This window comes from Salinarimonas chemoclinalis, assembly GCF_041514305.1.
GTDB lineage: Bacteria > Pseudomonadota > Alphaproteobacteria > Rhizobiales > Beijerinckiaceae > Salinarimonas > Salinarimonas chemoclinalis.
Window position 1 is genome coordinate 1 of the sequence record NZ_JBGMWH010000031.1, and the last position, 21,122, is coordinate 21,122.

Below are 21,122 nucleotides of genomic sequence, written 5' to 3' on the forward strand. Positions count from 1 at the left end.
TCCTCCCGGCGGCCGAAGCCGACGGTGGCGAGCCGGTGCAGCAGGCCGCGCTTCTGCTCGGCCTCCGGCTGCGGACCGCGGGCGCGCAGCTGGTTCTGCGCCGGCATCGGCAGCTCGTCGACCCGCGGCATGCGCGGCGCGCGATGCACGCGCTCGGCCTGAGGCGGCACGAAGATGTCGTCGTGCGCAGCCTCGGGCTGCGGCTGCGGCGCCGGCGCGCGCTCGACGGCGAGGCCGGCCATGGCCTCGGCGACGGCACGCTCGGCGGCGGTGACCGCCGGCGACGGGGCGGGCGCGGCGGCCTGCGACGAGACCGGCGCGTGAGCGTGGGCGTGGGCGTGCGCGACCGGCGCGGTGGCCGGCATCGGGGCCTCGACGTGCGCCTCGGCCTCGTCCGTCTCCGTCATGGCCGCGGGAGCGTGCGTCTGGGTGAGCGTCTGGGCGTGCGCCTCGGCGACCGGGCGGGCGGGCGCGGGCGCCGCCGTCTCGGCCGGCGCGGCGGCGCGCTGCGCGGGCACCTGGGGCACGACGGTCGTCGTCGCGGGCGACGCGGCCTGCCCCTGCGCCTGCTGGGCGGCGCGGGCGCGGGCCTCGGCGCGCAGGCGCTCGGCCACCTCGGCGATGCGCTGCTCGGTCGCGGAGACCTCGAGCGCCGCCGCGGCGAGCTCGTGGTCGATGCCGGTGGCGACCACCGACACGCGGATGACGCCCTCCAGGGTCTCGTCGAAGGTGGCGCCCAGGATGATGTTCGCCTCCGAATCGACCTCCTCGCGGATGCGGGTCGCCGCCTCGTCCACCTCGTAGAGCGTGAGGTCGGGGCCGCCGGTGATCGAGATCAGCAGGCCGCGCGCGCCCTTCATCGAGACGTCGTCGAGCAGCGGGTTGGCGATGGCGGCTTCCGCCGCCTGCAGCGCGCGATTGTCGCCGGACGCCTCGCCCGTGCCCATCATCGCCTTGCCCATGCCGCGCATGATCGCGCGCACGTCGGCGAAGTCGAGGTTGATGAGGCCCTCCTTCACCATCAGGTCGGTGATGCAGGCCACGCCCGAGTAGAGCACCTGGTCGGCCATCGCGAAGGCGTCGGCGAAGGTGGTGCGCTCGTTGGCGACGCGGAAGAGGTTCTGGTTGGGGATGACGATCAGCGTGTCGACGTTCGACTGCAGCTCCTGGATGCCCGCTTCGGCGAGCTTCATGCGCCGCGAGCCCTCGAACTGGAAGGGCTTGGTCACCACGCCCACCGTGAGGATGCCCATCTCGCGGGCGGCCCGCGCGATCACCGGCGCGGCGCCCGTGCCGGTGCCGCCGCCCATGCCGGCGGTGATGAACACCATGTGCGCGCCCGAGAGCTGATCGCGGATCTCGTCGATCACCTCCTCGGCGGCGGCGCGGCCGACGTCCGGCTGCGAGCCGGCGCCGAGACCCTCGGTGACGGCGACGCCCATCTGCACGATGCGGCTCGCCCGCGAGGAGGCGAGCGCCTGCGCGTCGGTGTTGGCGACCACGAACTCGACGCCCTGGAGCCCCGAGTCGATCATGTTGTTGACGGCGTTGCCGCCGGCGCCGCCCACGCCGAAGACGGTGATGTGCGGCTTGAGCTCGCGAATGTCCGGAGCCTGCAGATTGATCTGAGCCATTGGCTTGCCCTCTCGTGCCCTGTCCCGTGTCCCGCGGCGCTCTCTCGGCGCCGCCCCTGTTCCGTGTCCCGACCGTGCCCCGCGCCCGTCATGCCGGCGCGTCCGGTTCATCTCAGAAGCTCTCGCGCAGCCATCGCCCGACCCGCGAGATGTAGCCCTGCCCCTCCGCGCCCCCCGTCTGCCCACCGCGGGTGTCGAAGCGCTCCGCGTGCGCCACCTGCGGGTAGACGAGGAGCCCCACCGCCGCCGTGAAGGCGGGTCCCTTGGCCGCCTCCGGCAGGCCCTTGATCCCGAGCGGACGGCCGATGCGGACCGGCCCCTCGAGGATGCGACGCGCCGTCTCCGGCAGCCCCGCGAGCTGGCTCGCGCCGCCCGTGAGCACGATGCGCCGGCCCGGCCGCGGGCCGTGGCCCGCATCCCCGAGGCGGTCGCGCACGAGCTCGAGGATCTCCTCGACCCGCGGCCGCACGATGCGCACGAGGTGCGATTTCGGCAGGTGCGCGGCGAGCGCGCGCTCGTCCTCGTCGACGGTCGGGACGTGGATCAGGTCCCGCTCGTCGGCGGCGGACGCGATGCAGGCGCCGTGCAGCGTCTTGAGCCGCTCGGCCGCGGAGAGCTTGGTCGCGAGCCCACGCGCCACGTCCATCGTGACGTGGTGGCCGCCGACCGCGAGCGCGTCCGCGTGAACGAGATGCCCCGCCTCGAAGACGCCGACCGAGGTGGTGCCCCCGCCGCAATCCACCACGACGACGCCCATCTCGGCCTCGTCGTCGGAGAGCGCGGAGAGCCCCGCGGCGTAGGGCGTCGCCACCACGGCCTCGACGTCGAGGTGGCAGCGCTGGACGGCGAGCATCAGGTTGCGCGCCGCCGCAGCCTGGGCGCCGACGACGTGCAGGTCGATCGAGAGCTTCTCGCCGAGCATGCCCGTCGGGTCGGCGATGCCGGCCTGGCTGTCGAGCGTGTAGGCGAGGGGGATGGAGTGGAGCGTGATCCGCCCCTGGCCGACGCCGCCGGCGGTGGCCAGCCGCAGCGCGCGCTGGATCTCGGCGTCGCCCACCGTGCCGCGGGCGACGACGCTCGAGGAGAGCCGCTGCGAGGCGATCCGCCCGCCCGTCAGGTTGACGATGACGGACTGGATCTCGACCTTGGCCATCCGCTCCGCGGCATGCACCGCGTGGCGGATCGCGGTCTCGGCGGCCTCGAGGTCGACGATCGCGCCGGCCTTGAGCCCGGTCGAGCGATGATGGCCGATGCCGAGGATGCGCGCGAGATGCGTGCGGTTGGTCAGCCCCTCCGCGCCCTCCCAGGGCTGCAACTGGGCGACGAGGCAGACGATCTTCGAGGTGCCGACGTCGAGCACCGAGAGGATCGCGCCCTTGCGGGCGGAGAGCGGCTTGAGGCGGGGGAGGACGACGGTGGCGCTCACGTGCGCACCCCCCGGCCGCGCAGCGGGCGGCCCTTCATCTCCTCGGCGCGCGCGGCGGCGGCCTCCTCCGTGAGCCGCACGACGATTCGATCGGGCATGCGCAGGTCCACGGCGATGATGTCCTTGTCGAGGAGCGCGTGCTCGCGCTCCAGCGCGACGAAGCGGGCGAGCGCCGCCATGGGGTCGCGCTCGGGCAGCCGCAGGTCGATGCCGCTGTCGAGGGTGAGCGTCCAGCGCCGCTCGGCGACGAGGCTGCCGGCGCGGATGCGCGCGCGCAGCGGACCGGCGGCGTCGACGATGGCGAAGTAGTCGTCGAGCCGCTGGTTCGCGCCCTCGCCCACGACGTGCGGCAGGACGCGGTAGCGCGGATCGTCGTGGAAGACGTCGATGACGCGCCCATCCGACGCGATGACGTAGACGCGCCCGTCGACCTGCCACAGGGCGTAGGGCTCGCGCTCCTCGATGCCGATCGTCACCTGGTTGGGGAAGAGCTTGCGCACCGAGGCGTGGCCGACGAGGGGCAGCGCCTCGAGCCCCTCGCGGGCGATGCCTGCGTCGAGGAAGGGCAGCGAGCCGCGCGGGGCGATCCCCGCGGCGGCGAGCACCTCGCGCTCGTCGAGGCGCGCGATGCCGGAGATGGTGACGGCGTCGATGCCGAAGCCGAGCGCCCGGGCGAGCACGTCGCGGGGAGACCCGTTCTGGGCGAAGAAGGCGTCGAGCCGCCCGCCCGCGGAGAGGCCGGCGATCGCCGTCACCCCGAAGAAGCCCGTGAGCAGCATCGTGCCGGCGAAGCGTGGCAGGCGGCGCTCGAGGCGGGCCATCGGCCCGCGGCGGCGGAAGGCGGCCGGAAGGTCGGCGGAGAGAGCGGAGCCCAGCGCGTCGAGCCGCAGGGCCGCGCGGAGCCCGGCGCGCGCCGTCGCGCCGCCGGGCGATCCGGCGGTCAGCGGTTCAGCGAGGCGTCCTCCACCATCCATCGTACAAGCTCACCGAAGCTGTAGCCCGCGTGGGCTGCGATCTCGGGCACGAGGCTCGTCGGGGTCATGCCGGGCTGGGTGTTGACCTCGAGCGCCACGAGCTTGCCGGTCCCGCCGGGGCCGTCGTCGTAGCGAAAGTCGGTCCTCGTCACCCCTCGGCAGCCGAGAGCTTGATGCGCCGTTAACGCCGACTCTTGGACCTGATGGTAAATTTTCGGTTTAAGGTCCGCGGGCAGGACGTGGATCGAGCCGCCGGCGGCGTATTTCGCGTCGTAGTCGTAGAACGCCCCCGTGGCGGGGCGGATGTCGATCACGTCGAGCGCCCGGTCTCCCATGACGGCGCAGGTCAGTTCGCGCCCGGCGACGTATTCCTCGGCGAGCAGGACGTCGCCGTAGGGCCAGTCGTCCCGGGCGATCTCCTGGGGCGGATGCGACCTGTCCTCGCGCACGATGACGACGCCGAAGGACGACCCCTCCGCCACGGGCTTGAGCACGTAGGGCGGCGGCAGGACGTGACGCCGCGCCGCCTCGAAGCGGGTGCAGACGAGGCCCGTCGCCACCGGCACGCCGGCGGCGGCCATGACGATCTTCGCCTTGTCCTTCTGCATCGCCAGCGCCGAGGCGAGCACGCCGGAATGGGTGTAGGGGATGCGCAGGTACTCGAGCAGGCCCTGGATGCGCCCGTCCTCGCCCATCGGCCCGTGCAGCGCGTTGAAGGCGACGTCCGGGGCGAGCGCGGCGAGGTCGTGCGCGACGTCGGGCGTCACGTCGACCTCGGTCACCCGGAAGCCCTCGCCCGCGAGTGCGGCGGCGCAGGCGCGCCCGGTGCTGAGGCTCACCGGCCGCTCGGCCGAGGAGCCGCCCATCAGGACCGCGACGTGCTTCATGAGATCATCCCTTCCCGGCGGCGGACGCCCCCTCGGGCTAGAGCGTCGGGCCTCGTGCTGAACGGGCGGTAAACGCGTCCGATCGAATGCGCCGACGGGCGGGGTAGCGCGGGCGGGTCGCGCGCGCAAATCGGGGCGGGTAGCATGGGGAACGTCGGCGCCGATTCGCGCCGGCCGATCACGAGGCCCCATGCCCCCCGCCGCCCCCCGGACCCCTGCCGCGCGAAAGACCCCGCCCCGCCTCGACGGGCGCCGCGAGCGCGCGCTGGCGCCGGGAGCCCTCGTCGCGGGCATCGACGAGGCGGGCCGCGGGCCGCTCGCGGGGCCCGTCGTGTGCGCCGCCGTGGTCTTCCACGGGCCCGTGCCGCGCGGGCTCGCCGATTCGAAGACGCTCGGCGCCGAGCGGCGCGAGGACCTCTACGAGACGATCCTGGCGCGCGCCCACGTCGCGGTCGCGAGCGCCTCGCCCGCCGAGATCGACCGTCGCAACATCCGCGGCGCGACGCTCGCCGCCATGTGCCGTGCGCTGCTCGCGCTGCCCTGCGCGCCGGATCTCGCCCTCGTCGACGGGCGCGACGTGCCGCCGGGCCTGTCCTGCGAGGGCCGGGCCGTGATCGGCGGGGACGGCCGCGTCGCGGCGATCGCGGCGGCGTCGATCGTCGCCAAGGTGACGCGCGACCGGATGATGAGGCGGCTCGACGCGGTTCACCCGGCCTACGGCTTCGCGCGCCACATGGGCTACGGCACGCCCGAGCATCTCGCCGCGCTCGCCGCCCACGGCCCCTGCCCGGCGCACCGCCGCGGTTTCGCGCCCGTGCGGGCGCATGCGAAAGAGGCCGGCGACGGAGCCGGCCTCCCTCTGCTTCGCGCGTCCTGAGGACGCGCCGGCGTCCGCGGTCTCGTCAGCCCTGGGGCTGGAACACCTGGCCGTCGAGCATCTCGCAGGACGACGTCTGCGCCGAGATTCGGAAGCCCTCGCCCTCCTCGTCGATGGTGCAGGTCATCGGGAAGGAAGCGTCGCCCGTGACGCCCTCGACGTTCGTCAGCGTCAGCGTGTCGTCGAACACCCGCCAGTCGCCCTCGACGGCGTTGCCGTCCGGCCCCGTGAGCGTGAACGTGCCGCCCTCGGCGAGCTCCAGCGAGAGCTGGTCGGAGGTGTAGGTGCCCGGATCGATCATCGTGGCGGTCGTCGCGCTGATCGCGCCGGTCGACTCCGTCGTCGTGCCGGCGCCGAGCTCGGTGCCCGTGCCCGTCGCCTGGGCGGTCGTCTGCGACCCCGCGTCCGGCGTGATCACGGTGACCTCGGCCTCGCCGCCGCCCTCGACGATCGGCTCGATCTCGGTGGCTGCCGTGTCGGTCCCCGCCGCCGTGCCGGCCCGCGGCTCGATCGCCGTCACGTCGGTCCCCGGCTGCGTCGCGAGCGGGTCGACCGCGGCGGACTCCTGCTCGACGGCGGGAGCCTGCTGCTCGACGATCGCGGTCTCCTCCTCGACGATCACCGGCGCCTCGGCGGTGGTGGGCTCGTTGTCGCAGGCTGCGAGGGCGAGAATCGCCACGATGGGCGTGAGCTTCGCGAAGTTCATGGTGCGCATGGCATCACCTCTCGTGTGTCCGTTTCGGATGGGTTCCGATGTCGGCCTGACAACGAACGAGAGCGCCGAGCGTTCGATCACGAAAGATGACGATCTGAATCAGGTCCGGCTGAGCAGGAACACACCCTGCTCGCCCAGTATGTTCCAGGCCCACCACGGCAGCGGCAGGCGCACCGGCTCGCCGCGCCCGTCGAGCGCCCACGCCTTCTCCATGCGCGCGCCGACGAGCTCGCACAGGCCGACGAAATCGCGGATCGTGCAGAAGTGGATGTTGGGCGTCTCGAACCAGGTGTAGGGCATCGTCTCGTTCACCGGCATGCGCCCGCGCAGCCCGATGTCGACGCGCACGCGCCAGTGCCCGAAATTGGGGAAGGAGACGATGGCCCGGGTGCCGATGCGCAGCATGTGCTCGAGCACTTCCCGCGGATGCCGCGTCGCCTGGATCGTCTGCGAGAGCACCACGTAGTCGAACGCGTCGTCGGGATAGTCCGCGAGATCCGTGTCGGCGTCGCCCTGGATGACGGAGAGGCCCTTCGCCAGGCACGCGGCCACGTTGTCGCGGGCGATCTCGATGCCGCGCCCGTCGACGCCGTTGCGGTCGCGCAGGAGCGCGAGCAGCGAGCCGTCGCCGCAGCCGACGTCGAGCACGCGTGCGCCGGGCGCGACCATGCCCGCGAGCAGCAGATGGTCCTTGCGCGGCTGGGCTCCCGCGCCGGCGGGTCCGACGGGAGCCGGAAGCGGCGGGGCGGGCTGGTGCACGGTCATCGCGAGATCCCCCGCGCCGCTGCGGCGCCGTCGACGAAGCCCTTGGCGGCGGCGAACATGTCCGGCTCGTCGAGCAGGAAGGCGTCGTGGCCCTTGTCGCTCTCGATCTCGACGAAGGAGACCGACGCCCCCGCCGCGTTGAGCGCGCGCACCACGGCGCGGCTCTCCTCGGTGGGGAACAGCCAGTCGGAGGTGAAGCTCATCACGCAAAAGCGCGTGCGCGTGCCGCGGAAGGCGTCGGCGAGCTTGCCGCCGTGCGCGTCGGCGAGATCGAAATAGTCCATCGCCCGCGTGACGTAGAGATAGGAATTGGCGTCGAAGCGCTCGACGAAGGTGATGCCCTGGTAGCGCAGGTAGCTCTCGATCTGGAAGTCGGCGTCGAAGGAGAAGGTCGGCGCCTCGCGCTCCTGCAGGCGCCGGCCGAACTTGCGGTGCAGCGCGCTCTCGGACAGGTAGGTGACGTGCGCGCCCATCCGCGCGACGGCGAGCCCTTTGCGCGGCCGCGCGCCCTCCTCGAGGTAGCGCCCGCCGCGCCAGTCCGGATCGGCCATCACCGCCTGGCGGCCGACCTCGTGGAAGGCGATGTTCTGCGCCGAATGGCGCGCGGAGGCCGCGATCGGCATCGCCGCGAAGACGCGATCCGGGTAGAGCGCCGCCCATTCGAGCACCTGCATGCCGCCCATCGAGCCGCCGACGACGCAGAACAGGTCGTCGATGCCGAGCTTCTCGACGAGCATCGCCTGCGCGCGGACCATGTCGCGGATCGTGACCAGCGGGAAGTCGAGCCCCCAGGGCGCGCCCGTCTCCGGGTTGGTGGAGGCGGGGCCGGTCGAGCCCATGCAGCCGCCGATGACGTTGGCGCAGATCACGAAGAACCGGTCCGTGTCGATCGGCCGGCCCGGCCCGACGAAGCTCGACCACCAGCCCGGCTTGCCGGTGACCGGGTGGACGTTGGCGACGTGCTGGTCCCCCGTCAGCGCATGGCAGATCAGCACCGCGTTGGAGCGCGCGGCGTTCAGCGCGCCGTAGGTCTGGTACGCGAGCTGCCAGGGCGCGAGCGCCGTGCCGCAATCCATCATCAGCGGCTCGTCCCCCGAGAAGCGCATGACGAGGCTCTGCGGCTCGTCGGCCTGCGAGCGCGCCTCGCGCGCGAGGGTCGAGTCGGGAATCGGGGCGGCGGCGGTCATGGGCGGCGGTCTGCCTTCGGCGGCGTCTGTCGAGGGTCCGGGCTGCGGGATGAGCCGATCGAACGATCGAATTCGTTCGATAAGGCGAACGGAGCATAATGCGGGGGAGGGGGCTGGGCAATGGGGAGGGTGGGCGTCACGCACGAGCGCGGTTGCGACCACGGATCGTCCCGGCCTAGTCTCTCCTCAGGCTGGAGGTCCCTTCGATGATCCACGTCCCCGTCACCCCGAAGACGATCGTTTCGTTGCTGGTCGCGATCGGTGCGGTCACGATGTCGGAGCCCGCGCGGGCCGACATGGTTCGAGCGGTCGTCGATCGCGAGATCGCCGAAGCGTGCGGCGGCACGCCCGGCGAGCTGCAGAGCGAGGGACGCATCGAGCGGGATCTCGACGGAGACGGCCTCGAGGACCTGATCGTCTCGCACGAGTGGATGCGCTGCACCGGCGGCATGGGGATGGCGGGGCGCAGCGAGTTCTGCGGCATGCAGGTCTGCAGCGTGAACATCTACGTGCGGCGCGGCTCCGGCTTCGATCTCGCCCGCGAGATGCTCGGCGCCGACGTCCGGGTCGGCTCCGGCGCGCGGCCCGAGATCACGATGCGCGCCCACGGCGGCGACGTCTTCGGCATCCGCCTCGACCCCGCGCCGTGAGCGGCACGGCGGCACCCCGGGCTCCGAGGCGAGGACGGGCGCGCATCGGCTACGCCCCCACCCCCACCGTCGCTGGGAAGGTCACCTCCACCAGCGTCCCCTCGCCCTTGCGCGAGGAGATCGTCATGGCGCCGCGGTTTGCTTCCACCAGGGCCTTGGTCAGCGGCAGGCCGAGGCCGGTGCCGCCGGGGCGGCGGGCGGTGGCGAGCTGGCGGAAGGGCTCGAGCGCGGCCTCCACCTCGCTCGGCGACATGCCGATGCCGGTGTCGCGTACGCGGAAGGCGATCTCGCCGCGGTCGGTCAGCGCGGTCGAGACGATGACCTGGCCGCCGGGATCGGTGAAGCGCACCGCGTTGGAGAGGAGGTTGAGCACGATCTGGCGCAGCGAGCGCTCGTCGCCGACCACCTGCGGCAGCCTGGCGAGGAGGCTCGTGCGCATCACGATGCGCTCGCGCGCGGCCTCCGGCTGCATCAGCGCGACGCAGGCGCCGACGAGCTCGTTGAGTCCCACCGTGCGGAACGACAGGTCCATGCGCCCCGCCTCGATCTTGGCGAGGTCGAGCAGGTCGTTGATCAGGCTCAGCACGTGTTGGCCGGAGGCGTGGATGTCGGCGAGGTAGTCCTTGTAGCGCTCGTTGCCGATCGCGCCGAAGCGCTCCTCGCGCATCACCTCGGCGAAGCCGATGATGGCGTTGAGCGGCGTGCGCACCTCGTGGGAGATGCGGGCGAGGAAGTCGGACTTCTGCGCGCTCGCCGCCTCGGCGGCGCGCTTGGCCTCGAGCAGCTCGCTCTCCGCCTGCTTGAAGGCGGTCATGTCGCGCAGGACCGCGCAGAAGCGCGCCGGCTCGCGGCCCTCGCCCTCCGGCGTCCCCGCCTCGCCGACGCGCCCGAGCGTCATGAAGAGCGGGATGGCGCCGCGCTGGCGCACGCGTCCGAGCACCTCGCGCCCGCCGTCGAGCAGGCTCGCGACGCCGGCGCGGCCGAGGCTCGCGAGGTAGTCGAGCGCGGCGGCGTGGCTCTCGGTCTCGAACAGGGCGGTGAAGGGCTCGCCGGCGATCTCGTTCGCCTCGTAGCCGAACAGCGCCTGGGCGGCGCGGTTGAGGGCGTGGATGCGGCCCTCGCCGTCGACGACGACGACGCCGTCGGTCGCGGTGTCGAGGATGGCGTCGCGCTCGGCGAGCGCGGCCTCGAGGCGGGCGGCCTCGATCTCCAGCGCGCGCACGCGGTGCACCGGGTCGCCGTCGGGCAGTCGGCGCACGACGAGGAGGCTCGCGGGGCCGTCCTCGAGGTCGAGCGTGGCGAGGCGCACCTCGGCGGCGAAGCTCGCGCCGTCGGCGCCCGCCAGCGCCAGGGGGGCTGGATCGAGCGCCTCGACCCGCGCCAGCGCGCCGGGCCGGCCCTTCACCAGGCCGGCGACGCCGCCGGCGGCGCGGAAGGCGTCGAGGTCGGCGTGGCCGAGGAGATCGAGCAGGTGCCGGTTGGCGTGGAGCGTCTCCTCGCCGCGATGTACGACCACGCCGAGCGGGATGCGCTCGAGCGCGGCCGCCGCCAGCGGATCGCCCGCCGGGCGGGCGGGACGGGCGGGGAACGCCGCGACGGCGGAGGCCGCGGCGGCGGCCGGGCGGGCCTCCGGCTCCTCGTCGCCGGCGTAGCGCGCGCCGAGGGCGCGGGCGATCTCGCGGAAGGCGGAATGCTCGCTCGGCGACAGCCGCAGGGAGGCGGTGGCGGCCGAAGCCGGCCTCGGGGGCTGCGGCGGGACGTCGCCGCCGGCGGGCGCGCGGGCGTCGACGTCGTTCGCCGGCGTGCTGGGGGCGAGGTCCTCCAGCGGCTCGGAGGGCGCGGCGGAGGGCGGGGCGGAGGGCGGGGCGGAGGGCGCGGCCGCGAGGAGATCGGGCCGGGCCTCGCCCAGCCGTCCCTGCGCCGGCGCGCCGATGGAGGCGAGCGCCACCGGCGTGGCGAGCTCGGCCATGGGCTCGTAGCGCTCGCCCGCGGCGACGGCGAAGCGCGCCTGCGGCGCGAGCGCCGGGCCGTCGTCGAGGAGCGCGGCGGGTTCGGGCACGGCTGAGTACTCGGGGTCGAGGGCGAGGTCGGTGCGTCCGGTCTCCTCGGTGGAGGGCTCCGGCGTCTCCGCCACATCGGGCTCGGCGACCGGCGCCGCGTCGTCCCGGCCCTGCGGCACGGGCTCGGGGCGTGCGGGGAAGAGGACGAGCGCGTCCGTGCGGATCAGGCCGAAGCCGCGCATCTCGCGCGCTCCCGCGCCGCGCCCGCCCGAAGGCAGGCCGGCGAGATCGATCTCGACCGCCGCCGGCGTCCCCGCCACGCGCCACAGCACCGTGCGCCCGCTGAACGTCTCGCCACGCGCGACGAGCTCCGCCACGATCTCGCGGGGGTCGTGGGCGACGTCGGCCAGGATCTCGGCGAAGCCGCGTCCGACGATCGCCGCGCTCTCGGCGCCGACCGTGTCCGCCAGGGCCGGCGAGACCTCGCGCACGCGCCCGTCGGCGTCCGCCCGCCAGACGAAGCGCACGGCGCCGCGCCCGGAGAGACGCGCGCGGGCCTCGGCGAGCGGATCGGGCGCGGGTTCGGGCTCCGACCGAGGCTCCGGCTCCGGCTCGGGCGCGGCGGCATCCGGCGGCGCGACGTCGTTCGCCTCGTCGGCACCGGACCCGTCGTCCTCGCGGCTCGGGGACGATTCGGGGACGGGGGCGGCATCGGGCTCGCGCACGAAGGGTGCGAGGACGGGCGGACCGTCCAGGAAGGCCGTCAGCAGCACGCTCTCGCCGGTCTCCAGCGGGAGGCGCCGGCAGGCGAGCGTGGTCGGCGCGGCGAGGCGGCCGGGGCGGAAGCGCAGGCGCTCCAGCCGCTGCGCGCCCTCGGGCGCCAGGCCGCCGGCGAGGGCGGCGAGCCGTTCACGCGCGGCGAGGTCTGGGCGCACGGTACCCTGGGCGTCGACGACGAGCGCCGCTGCGAGCGCGCGCGCGCCGTCGGACGCGTGCAGGATTCGCCCGGCATCGGCGCTCCAGGCGAGCACGGGACGCGTGACGAACGGGCTCGTCGCCTCCGCCTGCGCGACGAAGGCCGCGAGCGCCGCGCGCGCCACCTCGTCCACCCTCGCCTCGTCGCCCTCGCCCATCGCTCGACACCCCGTCGGCAGCCCGGACCTATCGCGAACGCGGTCGAGGGCGCATACTTAACCATCGTTTAACGCAGGACGGCCCGCAACGCATCCCCGCCCCCGGCGGTAAGCCGGCATCAACCTTAACGGTGCGGACCACCTGTTGATTTTGCGTCGCACAAGAGTTATGTTGCGATGCACAACGAGCCGGGCCGCCGTCGCGGCGCCGGTGAAGCCCAACGATGGAGGATCGCCATGGCGAACGAGCGTAACACCACCTTCGAGATCCCCGCCGAGATGCGCGAGATGGCCGAGCGCAGCGTCGAGCAGGCGCGCATGGCCATGGAGGGCTTCGTCACCGCCGCCGCGCGCGCGATGGAGAGCTTCGACGCCCCCGCCGAGCGCATGGGCATGGCCCAGCTCGGCATGAACCCCAAGGACATGCGCGAGAAGACCTTCGGCATGGCCGAGGCGAATCTCAAGGCGAGCTTCGAGCACGCCCAGAAGATGATTCGCGCCAAGGATCCGGCCGAGGCCATGAAGCTCCAGATGGAGTTCATGCAGGCCCAGTTCACGCTGATGCAGGAGCAGATGCGCCAGCTCGGCGTCGACGCCTCCGCGGCGATGAAGCAGGCCGGCGACGCGGCGACCGCCGCCGCGAAGGACGCCGGCAAGGCCGCGCCCGCCGGCGGTGCCTCCAAGAAGGCGTGACCGGAACGGTGTGACCGGGACGGCGTGACGAGCGCCGGCCCGTCCGAGCCCGATCCCGGCGCGCGCGACCGTGCCGGGATCGATCAGGGGTGCGAGCGCGCGCAGACGAGGAACGAGCGATGAGCGACGAGACCAAGAGCAAGCCGAAGACCGCGGTAGCGTCGTCGACGAAGGCGGCCGCGGGCCGCGCGTCCCCGCAGCGCGGCGCGCCCGCGAAGGCGCGCGTCCCCGCGAAGCCTCCCGTTTCCCCCGCGCCCGCCGTCGCCGCTGCCCCCGCCGCACCGGCGTCGAAGCCGGCCCGCCGGGCCGCCGCGCCGAAGACGACGGCGCTCAAGTCCGCCGCCCTCAAGGCCGCCGCCGCGCCGCGCCCCGAGCCGGTGGCGAGCGAGGCCGCCGAGATCGCCCAGATCGCCGAGATCGCGGCTCCCGCCGATCCCGCCCCCGCCGCGGCGCTCGCCGCCGCGCGCGTGCCGGGCGACATCCCGGCGCCGTCCCTCGCGCCGCGCGCCCCCGCGTCCGTCTCGGCGACCGTTTCCCCGGCCGCGGCCGTCGACGAGATACCCGATCCGCGCGACGATGCGTTCTCCGCCGTGGGCATCGCCCCGATCCCGGCCGCCGAGGACCTGGTGAAGCCCTACGGTCGCCTGCTCGAGAGCGGCGCCGACGGCGCGCGCACCGCCTACGCGCAGGTTCGCGAGAGCAACGAGACGCTGGCGCAGGCCTGCTTCGAGAGCGCCGCCGCCACCTCCCGCGGCATGGCCGCGCTCAACGCGCAGGTTCTCGACCTGATGCGCGCGAACACCGACCTCACGCTGTCGCTGATGCGCTCGACGCTGACCGCGGGCTCGCTCTCGGAGGCGGTGAAGCTCCAGACGTCGGGCGCCCGCCAAGCCTACGAGACCACGAGCGCCCACCTGCGCGCCATCGCGGACACGACGACGAAGCTCGTGGGCGATGCGACGGGGCCGATCACGCAGGCGATGACGAAGAGGTGAGGGGGCTCCGCGCTCCGTCGACCGAGCCCCGTCGCCGAGCCTCGACCCACGCGCCTCACCGCACCCGCTCGAGCACCGACACGTAGTTCGCCACCGCCGCGCCGCCCATGTTGAAGATGCCTCCCAGCCGGGCGTCCTTCACCTGGATGCCGCCGGCCTCGCCCACGAGCTGCATGGCGGAGAGCGCGTGCATCGACACGCCCGTGGCGCCGATCGGGTGGCCCTTGGCCTTGAGCCCGCCCGACGGGTTCACGGGGAGCTTGCCGTCCTTGCGCGTCCAGCCCTCGGCGACGGCGCGGGCGCCCTGGCCTTCGGGCGCGAGACCCATCGCCTCGTACTCGATCAGCTCGGCGATGGTGAAGCAGTCGTGCGTCTCGACGAAGGAGAGGTCGTCCAGGGTGACGCCCGCGTCGGCGAGCGCACGCTTCCAGGCGACCGCGCAGCCCTCGAACCTCAGGATGTCGCGCTTGGACATCGGCAGGAAGTCCTGCGCGTGCGCGGTGGCCCGGAAGCCCACCGCGCGGGGCATGGTCATGGCGCTGTCCATGTCGGCGATGACGAGCGCGGCGGCGCCGTCGGAGACGAGCGAGCAGTCCGTGCGCTTGAGCGGCCCGGCGACGAAGGGGTTCTTCTCGCTCTCGGCGCGGCAGAAGGCGAAGCCGAGGTCCTTGCGCATCTGGGCGTAGGGATTGTCGACGCCGTTGGCGTGGTTCTTCGCCGCGATGCCGGCCAGCGCGTCCGACTGGTCGCCCCAGCGCTGGAAGTAGGCCGCCGCGATCTTGCCGAAGACGCCCGCGAAACCCGCCGGCGTGTCGCCGTCCTCGGGCAGGTACGAGGCCTTGAGCAGGTTCTCGCCGATCTTCGGCCCCGGTGTCGTGGTCATCTGCTCGACGCCGACCACCAGCACGCGGCGCGCGCGGCCGGCCTCGATCGTCTTGAGCGCCTGCTGGACCGCGGCGGAGCCGGTGGCGCAGGCGTTCTCGACGCGCGTCGCCGGCTTGAAGCGGAACAGGTCGGAGGCCTGGAGCACCAGCCCGGCGGTGAAGTCCTGCGCCGAGAAGCCCGCGTTGAAGTGGCCGAGCACGATCTCGTCGATGTCCTCCGGCCCGATCTCGGCGTGGGCGAGCGCCTCGCGGGCGACGCGCACGATCAGGCTCTCGACGGTCTCGGCGTCCTGCTTGCCGAACGGCGTGTGGGCCCAGCCCACGATGGCGGCTCTCATGGCGTCCTCTCTCCGGAATCCGGGGCGGCGTCTTCTCGCGGCGTCGTTCGCCCAATGTGCGTGCGCGGGCGGCGCGGGGCAAGAGGGTGCGAGAGGCGACCGCGGCGCCGGCGAGCAGCGGCGATCACGCGGGGCAGGTGTGCCGCGAACGCCGTGCGCCGACGCACCGCCGCGCGCTAAGGTGGGGCCTCGTCCCGCCACCGGATCGCCCGCCCCATGCCCGCCCCGCGCGCCTCGACGCTCTCCGCCCTGACGACCCCCGGCGCGCGCGCCGGCATCCTCGTGATGCTGTTCGCGATGTTCCTGTTCGCGGTGAACGACACGCTCGGCAAGTGGCTCGTCGCGACCTACTCCGCCGGGCAGGTTCTCCTGATCCGCAGCCTCGCGGCGCTCGTCGTCCTCGCCCCCTTCCTGATGCGTGCGAGCCCGAGCGCGCTGCTGCGTCCGGAGCGCCCGCGCCTGCAGGCGCTGCGGGTGGCGCTGTCGACGCTGGAGGTCTTCTGCTTCTACGTCGCGGTCGCCTCCCTGCCGCTGGCGGACGTGCTGACCTACTGGATGGCGGCGCCGATCTGGGTCGCGGCGCTCGCGCCGCTGGTGCTCGGAGAGCGCGTCGGCTGGCGGCGCTGGAGCGCCATCGCCGTCGGCTTCGTCGGCGTGGTGATCGCGCTCGAGCCCTCGCGCGCGACGATCTCGCCGGCGGCCGCGGTGTCGATCGTGGGCTCCCTCGCCTTCGCGGGGATGATGCTGCTCTCGCGGGTGCTGCGCGGCACGCCCGACACCACGCTCGTGCTCTGGCAGACGACCGGGGCCGGGCTCGCCGGGCTCGTGCTCGCGCCCTTCGCCTGGGTCGCGCCGACCGCGCTCGACCTCGGCCTGCTGGCGCTGCTGGGCATCCTCTCGATGATGGGCCACGTCGCGGTCAACAGGGCCTTCAAGCTCGCGGACGCGGCGACCGTCGTGCCCTACCAGTACACGCTTCTGTTCTTCGCCGCCGTGCTCGGCTTCCTCGTCTTCGGCGACGTCCCGCGCCCCGCGCTGATGCTCGGCGCGGGCATCATCGTGGCGGCGGGGGTGTACATCTTCCTGCGCGAGCGCGCGGTGGCGCGCAGGATGCGGGAGCGAAAGCACGCATCCCGCGAATGATCGCAAGCTCTCGTCACGGATTGTTCTTGTATTCGCCGGGGAAAGGTCTAAGCATGTCGGTGAGAGGTGACGAACCGGCCTCCTCGCGGTGGATGTCCACCCCCGCCGGCTCCGTATCCCTCCCTCCAGGAGCCCTCATGTCCGAACGTCGCGGCGGCGCGAGCCCCGCCCACAGGTACGCGCTCCACCAGGAGGTGCGCCTCTTCGCGACGCGTTTCTCCGGCGCGCGCGCCAGCGAGACCGGTGTCTACCGGATCACGCGGCTGATGCCGTTCGACGAACGCGGCGAGCCGTCCTACCGGGTGGAGGGGAAGGGTTCCGGCGTGCGTGCGGTGCGCGAGAGCGAGATCGAGCGGCGCGTCTCGCCGCTCCTCGCCTGACCGCCGTCGGAACCCGCCCGATGGACCACGATCCCACCTCGCTCGACCATCACCGCGGCGCCGCGGGCCGCAGGGCGACGGAGCTGCGGCGTCTGCACGCGCGTATCGAGGCCGACCAGGCGGCCGTGCGTGCCAGCCGGTCCGAACTCGAGGTCCTGCTCGCCACGACCCCCGCCGAGACGCTCGGGGACGCGATCGAGACCGCGCGCTACCTGCTCGAGCTCTTCGCCGACGGGGCGAGCGCCTCGCACCCGAGCCGCCGTCGATTGATCGCCCGCACGCTGACCGACCTGGGTCGACTCGGCGGCTCGTCACCCGATGCGTCGCCCCCGGACACGCGCGAGAAGCGCGCCGTCGGTCGCAGCGGGCGTGGCGGCTCGGGGCGCAGGGTCGCGAAGCCGGCGGGCGAGCGTCGCCCCGCGGGCGGCGACGTCGTCACGTCGATGGCGGCGCACCGCAACCCGGACCGCCTGCATGATCCATCCGCCGGGGACGCCGGCCCGCCGCCCGCGCCCGGCGACGATCGGGACGCATGACCGGCCGCGTTCTGCGGGCCGGAGAACGAGGGAACACCGAGATGGCCAAGAGTCAGATGCGCGGCAACAAGGAAGCGCGCAAGCCCAAGACGAAGAAGGAGGCCGCCCCGCCGCCGACCGGCTTCGCCAAGGGGTCGCTCGGCGCGGCCTCGACGACACCGCCCAAGAAGAAGGGCTGAACCCGGCCGCGACGGTCGGGCGGCGCGAGTCGTGCTCGCGCGCGGCCGCGTGCGCGCTCATCCCGCGCACCCGCTCGTCATGCCCGGGCCCGTCCGGGCGACGGACGGCTGCGCGCGGCGCTGTTCCGAGCCGGCTCAGAACGCCCCCCGATACCCCTCCTCGCCCACCGCCACCGCGATCACGCCGAACCCGTCCCCCGCGAGCGCCTCCTCCAGCGCCGCGCGCAGCTCCCCCTCCGAGCCCACGCTCCACCCGCGCCCGCCGAAGGCCCGCGCCGCGGCGGCGTAGTCCGTCGCGCCGAGGCCGACGCCGGCGCGCGCCAGCCCCGCCTGGACCTGCTTCAGCGCGATCAGCGCGAGCGAGCGGTCCTGCAGGACGACCACCGTCACCGGCAGCCCCTCGTCGCGCAGCGTACCGAGCTCGCCCATGGTCATCTCGAGCCCGCCGTCGCCGATCACGGCGATCGCCGGTGCCCGCGGTCGGGCGAGGCGGGCGGCCATGGCGAGCGGGATCGCCGGACCCATCGTGCACCAGCCGGCGGACTGGACCAGCGCGAGCGGGCGCGGGGCGTTCCACATCTGCGAGAGCAGGATGCGGTGCGCGCCGGAATCGACGCTCACCGTCGCCTCCGCCGGCAGCGCCGCCGCGAGCGTGCGGAACGCCGCGTGCGGGCCGAATCCGCCGTCCGCCGGGCCGGCGAAGGCGTCCGCGATCGCCGCTCGCGCGGTCGCGATCGCCGCGCCCCACCCCCGAGCGCCGGTCGGGAGCCCCGCCGCGAGGACGTCGAGCAGCGGCCCGATCGGGCCGAGGATCCGCGCGTCCACCCGGTGCATGCCGTGGTCGACCGGCGCCGCGCCGATCTCGACGACCCGCGCGCCCGCCGCGAAGGGGTCGAGCCAGCCCGGGCGCATCTCGATCGGGTCGTAGCCGACGCACACGACGAGGTCCGACGCGCGCGCGAGGGGCAGGAGCGCCGCGTCCGCCCTCGGCGAGAGCCCGGCTGCGCCCAGCGCGAGCGGGTGCGCCTCGTCGATCAGCCCCTTGGCCTTGTAGGTCGTCACCACCGGCGCCCCGGCGGCCTGCGCGAAGGCGACGAGCGCGGCCGCGGCGCCCGCGCGCGCCGCCTCGAAGCCGGCGACGATCAGCGGTCGCTCGGCCGCCGCGAGCCGCGCGCGCAGGTCCGCGAGCGCCGGGTCGTCGCGAGCGGGGGCGGGGAGGGCGAGGGTCGGCGCCGGATCGATCGCCGCCTCCGGCGCCGGGTCCGCGAGCGCGGCGACGCCCGGTGCGAGGTCGAGATGGACGGGGCCCATCGGCGCCGTGGTGGCGAGCGCGATCGCCCGGCGCACCGTCGCCTGCGCGCTCTTCGGCTCGACCTCGAAGGAGCCCTTGACGAGCGGGCGCAGCAGCGCCGCCTGGTCGAGGATCTGGTGCGTGTAGAGCGCCCGGATCGCCCGGTCGACCACGCCGGTGAGTACGAGGAGCGGCGCGCGCTCCTGCACGGCGTCCGCGATGCCGTTGACGGCGTTGGCGAGGCCCGGCCCCAGCGTGGTCACGAGCACGCCGGGCGTGCCCGTCAGCACGCCGACGCCCGCGGCGGCCATGGCGCCGGCGCTCTCGCCGCGCACGAGCAGGAAGCGCACGCCCGCGGCGGCGAGCGCGTCGACGAGGGTGACGACCTCGCCCCCGGGCATGCCGAAGGCGTGTCGCACGCCGTGGGCGTGCAGCGTGAGCGCCACGGTGTCGGCGACGCGTCTCATGGCGGGGTCTCCCGGTGGGTGGTCGTGTGGTCCGTCGCCGTCAGGTCGCGAGCGCCGGCTCGGGCCGGTCGCACGCCGCGAGACCGGCCGCGAAGCGGTCGGGGCGCCTCAGACGATGGCGCGTCTCCAGCACGGCGTCGAGCCCGTCGCGGTCCGCCGTCCCGGCGGCGCGCAGGGCGAGCGAGCGCAGGAAGACGTCGCGCTGGGCGTGGCTCCCGCCGATCGCCGGCAGCCGCCGGGCGATGCGGACGAGCCGCGCCGCGGGGAGCGGGGCGTCCGAGGCGAGCGCGCGGGCGAGTTCGAGCCCGACGTGACGCAGCACCCGCGCCTGCTCGTCCGCGCCCTCCGCCCGATCCTCGAGAGCGGCGAGGCACTCCCGCGCGCCGGCCCGGTCGCCGGCACCGAGCAGCGCGAGGAGCGTATGGAGCGCGGCGAAGACGAGGGTCGCGTCGCGCCGGCGCGCCCGCGCCACGCCGCGCAGCTCCTCCCAGCGGTCGCCGACGGCGACGCCCTCCTGGCGCAGCCGCCACAGCAGCGAGACGGCGTTCGCCATGTCGCGGAAGTCCTCGCTGGGGCAGGGGCGCACCTCGCGATCGTAGAGCGCGAGCACCGCGTCGTGCGCGCCGCGTTCCAGGTGAAGCAGCGCGAGGTGCCAGGCGATGTGGAAGGCGAAGTTGTTGCACCCGCCCCAGGCCGGCCGCGCGGCCTCGATCCAGGCGACGCCCTCGCGCACGCGCCCGTCCGTCTCCATCACGTGCGCGACGGCGTGGAGCCCCCAGGCGTCCGCCGGCTCGGCCGCGACGGCGCGCCGCCCGACGGCCTCCGCCTGCGCGAGCAGACCCGCCTCCTCGAGCGCGAAGGCGCGGCAGCCCAGGGCGAAGCCGAAGCCGGGCGCGGCCGCGTCCCAGCGCGCGAGCGCGACCGTTGCGCCCGCGAGCATGCCGGGCAGGTCGCCCGCCATGAAGCGCAGCGACTGGGCGAGCTTGAGCGGCAGGAGCAGGCCGTCGCGCGCGGCGCCGGCCGCTTCCAGCCGCGCGGCGGCATCCCGGAAGCGGCCGTCCAGCGCGATCGCGAGCGCCTCGACGAGGGCGGCCTCGTCCGGCGACCCGCCCCCCTTGCGTGCGAGGGCGGCGCGGGCCGCCCCGAGCGCCGCGCGGGCGGGCGCGACGAGCTCGGCGCGCGCCAGGACGAGGCAGGCGAAGCCCTCCAGCGCCCGGCCCGCGACGAGGTCCGCGTCCGCCGCCAACGCGGCCTCCAGCGCCGGCGCGGCGCCCGGCCGATGCGCGGCGACGGCGCGCGTCGCGTCCGCGAAGGCCGCGACGGCGACGGGGTGGTCGCAGGCGTGGCGCAGGCCGTATCGATCGGTGAGCATCGGCCACTCCCGCCGGGTCGGATGCGATGGGCGGGAGGCTAGCCCCTCCGGCGGGGGGCGTGAACGAGGGGGGCGATCACGAAGGGCGCGGGGCGGCTCACCTTCGCGTGAGACGGGCGCGTGAGACGGGCGTGGGACGGCGGGATGGGCGCGCGGGTCGTTCGTCTCCGGGCGCGGGCTCCCGTGTCGGCTCTCGTCCGCTCAGCTCTCTTCCGCGACCACCGCGTCCGCGCGCAGGCGCCAGTCGCACCCTTCGGCGAGCACGTAGAGGCGCGCCGCTTCCTCGACGGCCGCGTCCCGGTCGTCGGCGAGCACGGTGATCTCCTTCTGGACCGCGCGATGCTCGTGCCCGGTGTCGTCCGAGATCGTCTTGTAGAACGTCACGCGCCAGCGCGGCATGGCTTCCTCCGTCGTGATGGATACGAGGGGGAACGCGCGAGCGGCCGCAGACGTTTCGCGCGGTCGTGCCCTCGCCGGCGCCGGGGCGTGAAAAAACTTCGTGCGCGCTGTTGACCCGGCCGGCGGACCCTCGTATACCCCGGCTCCCGACGCGGCGGGGCCTTCTCAGGGAGGTTCTGCCGGATCGGGCAGCTCTT

The 21,122-nt window shown here is 74.5% G+C and carries 20 protein-coding genes; 8 read left to right on the forward strand and 12 right to left on the reverse strand.

Annotated features, from left to right (window positions below):
• The 4 genes from ftsZ to AB9M23_RS22290 form a co-directional block, all read right to left on the reverse strand.
• Positions 1-1,634 (reverse strand): cell division protein FtsZ (ftsZ, locus tag AB9M23_RS22275; RefSeq protein WP_372426887.1); only part of this gene is annotated, 1,634 nt, incomplete at its 3' end.
• A 112-nt stretch (positions 1,635-1,746) separates the two neighbouring features.
• Positions 1,747-3,060 carry a cell division protein FtsA gene (gene ftsA, locus AB9M23_RS22280; RefSeq protein WP_372426889.1) on the reverse strand — a complete coding sequence of 438 codons (1,314 nt, stop codon included), beginning with the start codon at positions 3,058-3,060 and terminating at the stop codon, positions 1,747-1,749.
• Positions 3,057-4,034 carry a cell division protein FtsQ/DivIB gene (locus tag AB9M23_RS22285; RefSeq protein WP_372426890.1) on the reverse strand — a complete coding sequence of 326 codons (978 nt, stop codon included), beginning with the start codon at positions 4,032-4,034 and terminating at the stop codon, positions 3,057-3,059. Before AB9M23_RS22285 ends, ftsA begins: the two co-directional genes overlap by 4 nt.
• Entirely contained in the window at positions 4,001-4,921 is a 921-nt protein-coding gene (locus AB9M23_RS22290) for a D-alanine--D-alanine ligase (protein WP_372426892.1), read from the reverse strand. Before AB9M23_RS22290 ends, AB9M23_RS22285 begins: the two co-directional genes overlap by 34 nt.
• A gap of 190 nt (positions 4,922-5,111) precedes the next feature.
• Between AB9M23_RS22290 and rnhB the strand changes: the two genes are divergently transcribed.
• Positions 5,112-5,798: a ribonuclease HII gene (rnhB, locus tag AB9M23_RS22295; RefSeq protein WP_372426893.1), complete on the forward strand. Its 687-nt coding sequence runs from the start codon at positions 5,112-5,114 to the stop codon at positions 5,796-5,798.
• Between the two features lie 25 nt (positions 5,799-5,823).
• Here rnhB and AB9M23_RS22300 read toward each other — a convergent pair whose 3' ends face one another.
• The 3 genes from AB9M23_RS22300 to metX form a co-directional block, all read right to left on the reverse strand.
• Positions 5,824-6,513 carry a hypothetical protein gene (locus tag AB9M23_RS22300; RefSeq protein WP_372426894.1) on the reverse strand — a complete coding sequence of 230 codons (690 nt, stop codon included), beginning with the start codon at positions 6,511-6,513 and terminating at the stop codon, positions 5,824-5,826.
• A gap of 99 nt (positions 6,514-6,612) precedes the next feature.
• Entirely contained in the window at positions 6,613-7,278 is a 666-nt protein-coding gene (metW, locus tag AB9M23_RS22305; protein WP_372426895.1) for a methionine biosynthesis protein MetW, read from the reverse strand.
• A complete protein-coding gene (metX, locus tag AB9M23_RS22310; protein ID WP_372426897.1) occupies positions 7,275-8,465 on the reverse strand; it encodes a homoserine O-acetyltransferase MetX in 1,191 nt (396 codons plus the stop codon). The genes metW and metX overlap by 4 nt, the downstream gene beginning before the upstream one ends.
• Positions 8,466-8,671: 206 nt before the next feature.
• Between metX and AB9M23_RS22315 the strand changes: the two genes are divergently transcribed.
• Complete coding sequence (locus tag AB9M23_RS22315) at positions 8,672-9,115, forward strand: hypothetical protein (RefSeq protein ID WP_372426898.1); 444 nt, start codon at positions 8,672-8,674, stop codon at positions 9,113-9,115.
• Positions 9,116-9,164: 49 nt separating this feature from the next.
• Here the strand turns inward: AB9M23_RS22315 and AB9M23_RS22320 are convergent, their stop codons facing one another.
• Entirely contained in the window at positions 9,165-12,224 is a 3,060-nt protein-coding gene (locus AB9M23_RS22320) for a PAS domain-containing sensor histidine kinase (protein WP_372426899.1), read from the reverse strand.
• A gap of 261 nt (positions 12,225-12,485) precedes the next feature.
• Between AB9M23_RS22320 and AB9M23_RS22325 the strand changes: the two genes are divergently transcribed.
• Positions 12,486-12,941 carry a phasin family protein gene (locus AB9M23_RS22325; protein WP_372426900.1) on the forward strand — a complete coding sequence of 152 codons (456 nt, stop codon included), beginning with the start codon at positions 12,486-12,488 and terminating at the stop codon, positions 12,939-12,941.
• Between the two features lie 119 nt (positions 12,942-13,060).
• Positions 13,061-13,936 (forward strand): phasin family protein, encoded by an 876-nt coding sequence (locus tag AB9M23_RS22330; RefSeq protein ID WP_372426901.1) that lies wholly within the window; start codon positions 13,061-13,063, stop codon positions 13,934-13,936.
• 55 nt (positions 13,937-13,991) lie between these two features.
• Here AB9M23_RS22330 and AB9M23_RS22335 read toward each other — a convergent pair whose 3' ends face one another.
• On the reverse strand, positions 13,992-15,158 hold the full coding sequence (locus tag AB9M23_RS22335; RefSeq protein ID WP_372426903.1) for an acetyl-CoA acetyltransferase: 1,167 nt from the start codon (positions 15,156-15,158) through the stop codon (positions 13,992-13,994).
• A gap of 216 nt (positions 15,159-15,374) precedes the next feature.
• Between AB9M23_RS22335 and AB9M23_RS22340 the strand changes: the two genes are divergently transcribed.
• The 4 genes from AB9M23_RS22340 to AB9M23_RS22355 all read left to right on the forward strand — a co-directional run bounded on the left by AB9M23_RS22340 (position 15,375) and on the right by AB9M23_RS22355 (position 17,396).
• Positions 15,375-16,301, forward strand: a complete 927-nt coding sequence (locus tag AB9M23_RS22340; RefSeq protein ID WP_372426904.1) for a DMT family transporter — start codon at positions 15,375-15,377, stop codon at positions 16,299-16,301.
• A 137-nt stretch (positions 16,302-16,438) separates the two neighbouring features.
• Complete coding sequence (locus AB9M23_RS22345; RefSeq protein ID WP_372426905.1) at positions 16,439-16,681, forward strand: hypothetical protein; 243 nt, start codon at positions 16,439-16,441, stop codon at positions 16,679-16,681.
• A gap of 20 nt (positions 16,682-16,701) precedes the next feature.
• Complete coding sequence (locus tag AB9M23_RS22350; RefSeq protein ID WP_372426906.1) at positions 16,702-17,217, forward strand: hypothetical protein; 516 nt, start codon at positions 16,702-16,704, stop codon at positions 17,215-17,217.
• Between the two features lie 41 nt (positions 17,218-17,258).
• Complete coding sequence (locus AB9M23_RS22355) at positions 17,259-17,396, forward strand: hypothetical protein (RefSeq protein ID WP_372426907.1); 138 nt, start codon at positions 17,259-17,261, stop codon at positions 17,394-17,396.
• Positions 17,397-17,531: 135 nt separating this feature from the next.
• On the opposite strand, the gene AB9M23_RS22360 is transcribed toward AB9M23_RS22355, so the two are convergent.
• The 3 genes from AB9M23_RS22360 to AB9M23_RS22370 form a co-directional block, all read right to left on the reverse strand.
• The gene (locus AB9M23_RS22360) at positions 17,532-19,154 is read right to left on the reverse strand and encodes a thiamine pyrophosphate-binding protein (RefSeq protein ID WP_372426908.1); all 1,623 of its coding nucleotides are present in this window, start codon (positions 19,152-19,154) and stop codon (positions 17,532-17,534) included.
• Between the two features lie 40 nt (positions 19,155-19,194).
• Positions 19,195-20,526 (reverse strand): tetratricopeptide repeat protein, encoded by a 1,332-nt coding sequence (locus AB9M23_RS22365; RefSeq protein WP_372426909.1) that lies wholly within the window; start codon positions 20,524-20,526, stop codon positions 19,195-19,197.
• Positions 20,527-20,727: 201 nt separating this feature from the next.
• Positions 20,728-20,925 (reverse strand): hypothetical protein, encoded by a 198-nt coding sequence (locus tag AB9M23_RS22370; protein WP_372426910.1) that lies wholly within the window; start codon positions 20,923-20,925, stop codon positions 20,728-20,730.
• Positions 20,926-21,122: the final 197 nt, after the last annotated feature.

Excerpts from the sequence above, each read along its gene's own strand:
- AB9M23_RS22340 (WP_372426904.1), top strand. The coding sequence starts at position 15,375 with ATGCCCGCCCCGCGCGCCTCGACGCTCTCCGCCCTGACGACCCCCGGC.
- AB9M23_RS22355 (WP_372426907.1), top strand. The coding sequence starts at position 17,259 with ATGGCCAAGAGTCAGATGCGCGGCAACAAGGAAGCGCGCAAGCCCAAG.
- AB9M23_RS22350 (WP_372426906.1), top strand. The coding sequence starts at position 16,702 with ATGGACCACGATCCCACCTCGCTCGACCATCACCGCGGCGCCGCGGGC.
- metX (WP_372426897.1), bottom strand. The coding sequence starts at position 8,465 with ATGACCGCCGCCGCCCCGATTCCCGACTCGACCCTCGCGCGCGAGGCG.
- rnhB (WP_372426893.1), top strand. The coding sequence starts at position 5,112 with ATGCCCCCCGCCGCCCCCCGGACCCCTGCCGCGCGAAAGACCCCGCCC.
- metW (WP_372426895.1), bottom strand. The coding sequence starts at position 7,278 with ATGACCGTGCACCAGCCCGCCCCGCCGCTTCCGGCTCCCGTCGGACCC.
- AB9M23_RS22315 (WP_372426898.1), top strand. The coding sequence starts at position 8,672 with ATGATCCACGTCCCCGTCACCCCGAAGACGATCGTTTCGTTGCTGGTC.
- AB9M23_RS22330 (WP_372426901.1), top strand. The coding sequence starts at position 13,061 with ATGAGCGACGAGACCAAGAGCAAGCCGAAGACCGCGGTAGCGTCGTCG.
- AB9M23_RS22360 (WP_372426908.1), bottom strand. The coding sequence starts at position 19,154 with ATGAGACGCGTCGCCGACACCGTGGCGCTCACGCTGCACGCCCACGGC.
- AB9M23_RS22335 (WP_372426903.1), bottom strand. The coding sequence starts at position 15,158 with ATGAGAGCCGCCATCGTGGGCTGGGCCCACACGCCGTTCGGCAAGCAG.
- AB9M23_RS22365 (WP_372426909.1), bottom strand. The coding sequence starts at position 20,526 with ATGCTCACCGATCGATACGGCCTGCGCCACGCCTGCGACCACCCCGTC.
- AB9M23_RS22290 (WP_372426892.1), bottom strand. The coding sequence starts at position 4,921 with ATGAAGCACGTCGCGGTCCTGATGGGCGGCTCCTCGGCCGAGCGGCCG.
- AB9M23_RS22345 (WP_372426905.1), top strand. The coding sequence starts at position 16,439 with ATGTCCGAACGTCGCGGCGGCGCGAGCCCCGCCCACAGGTACGCGCTC.
- AB9M23_RS22300 (WP_372426894.1), bottom strand. The coding sequence starts at position 6,513 with ATGCGCACCATGAACTTCGCGAAGCTCACGCCCATCGTGGCGATTCTC.
- AB9M23_RS22325 (WP_372426900.1), top strand. The coding sequence starts at position 12,486 with ATGGCGAACGAGCGTAACACCACCTTCGAGATCCCCGCCGAGATGCGC.
- AB9M23_RS22285 (WP_372426890.1), bottom strand. The coding sequence starts at position 4,034 with ATGGATGGTGGAGGACGCCTCGCTGAACCGCTGACCGCCGGATCGCCC.
- AB9M23_RS22370 (WP_372426910.1), bottom strand. The coding sequence starts at position 20,925 with ATGCCGCGCTGGCGCGTGACGTTCTACAAGACGATCTCGGACGACACC.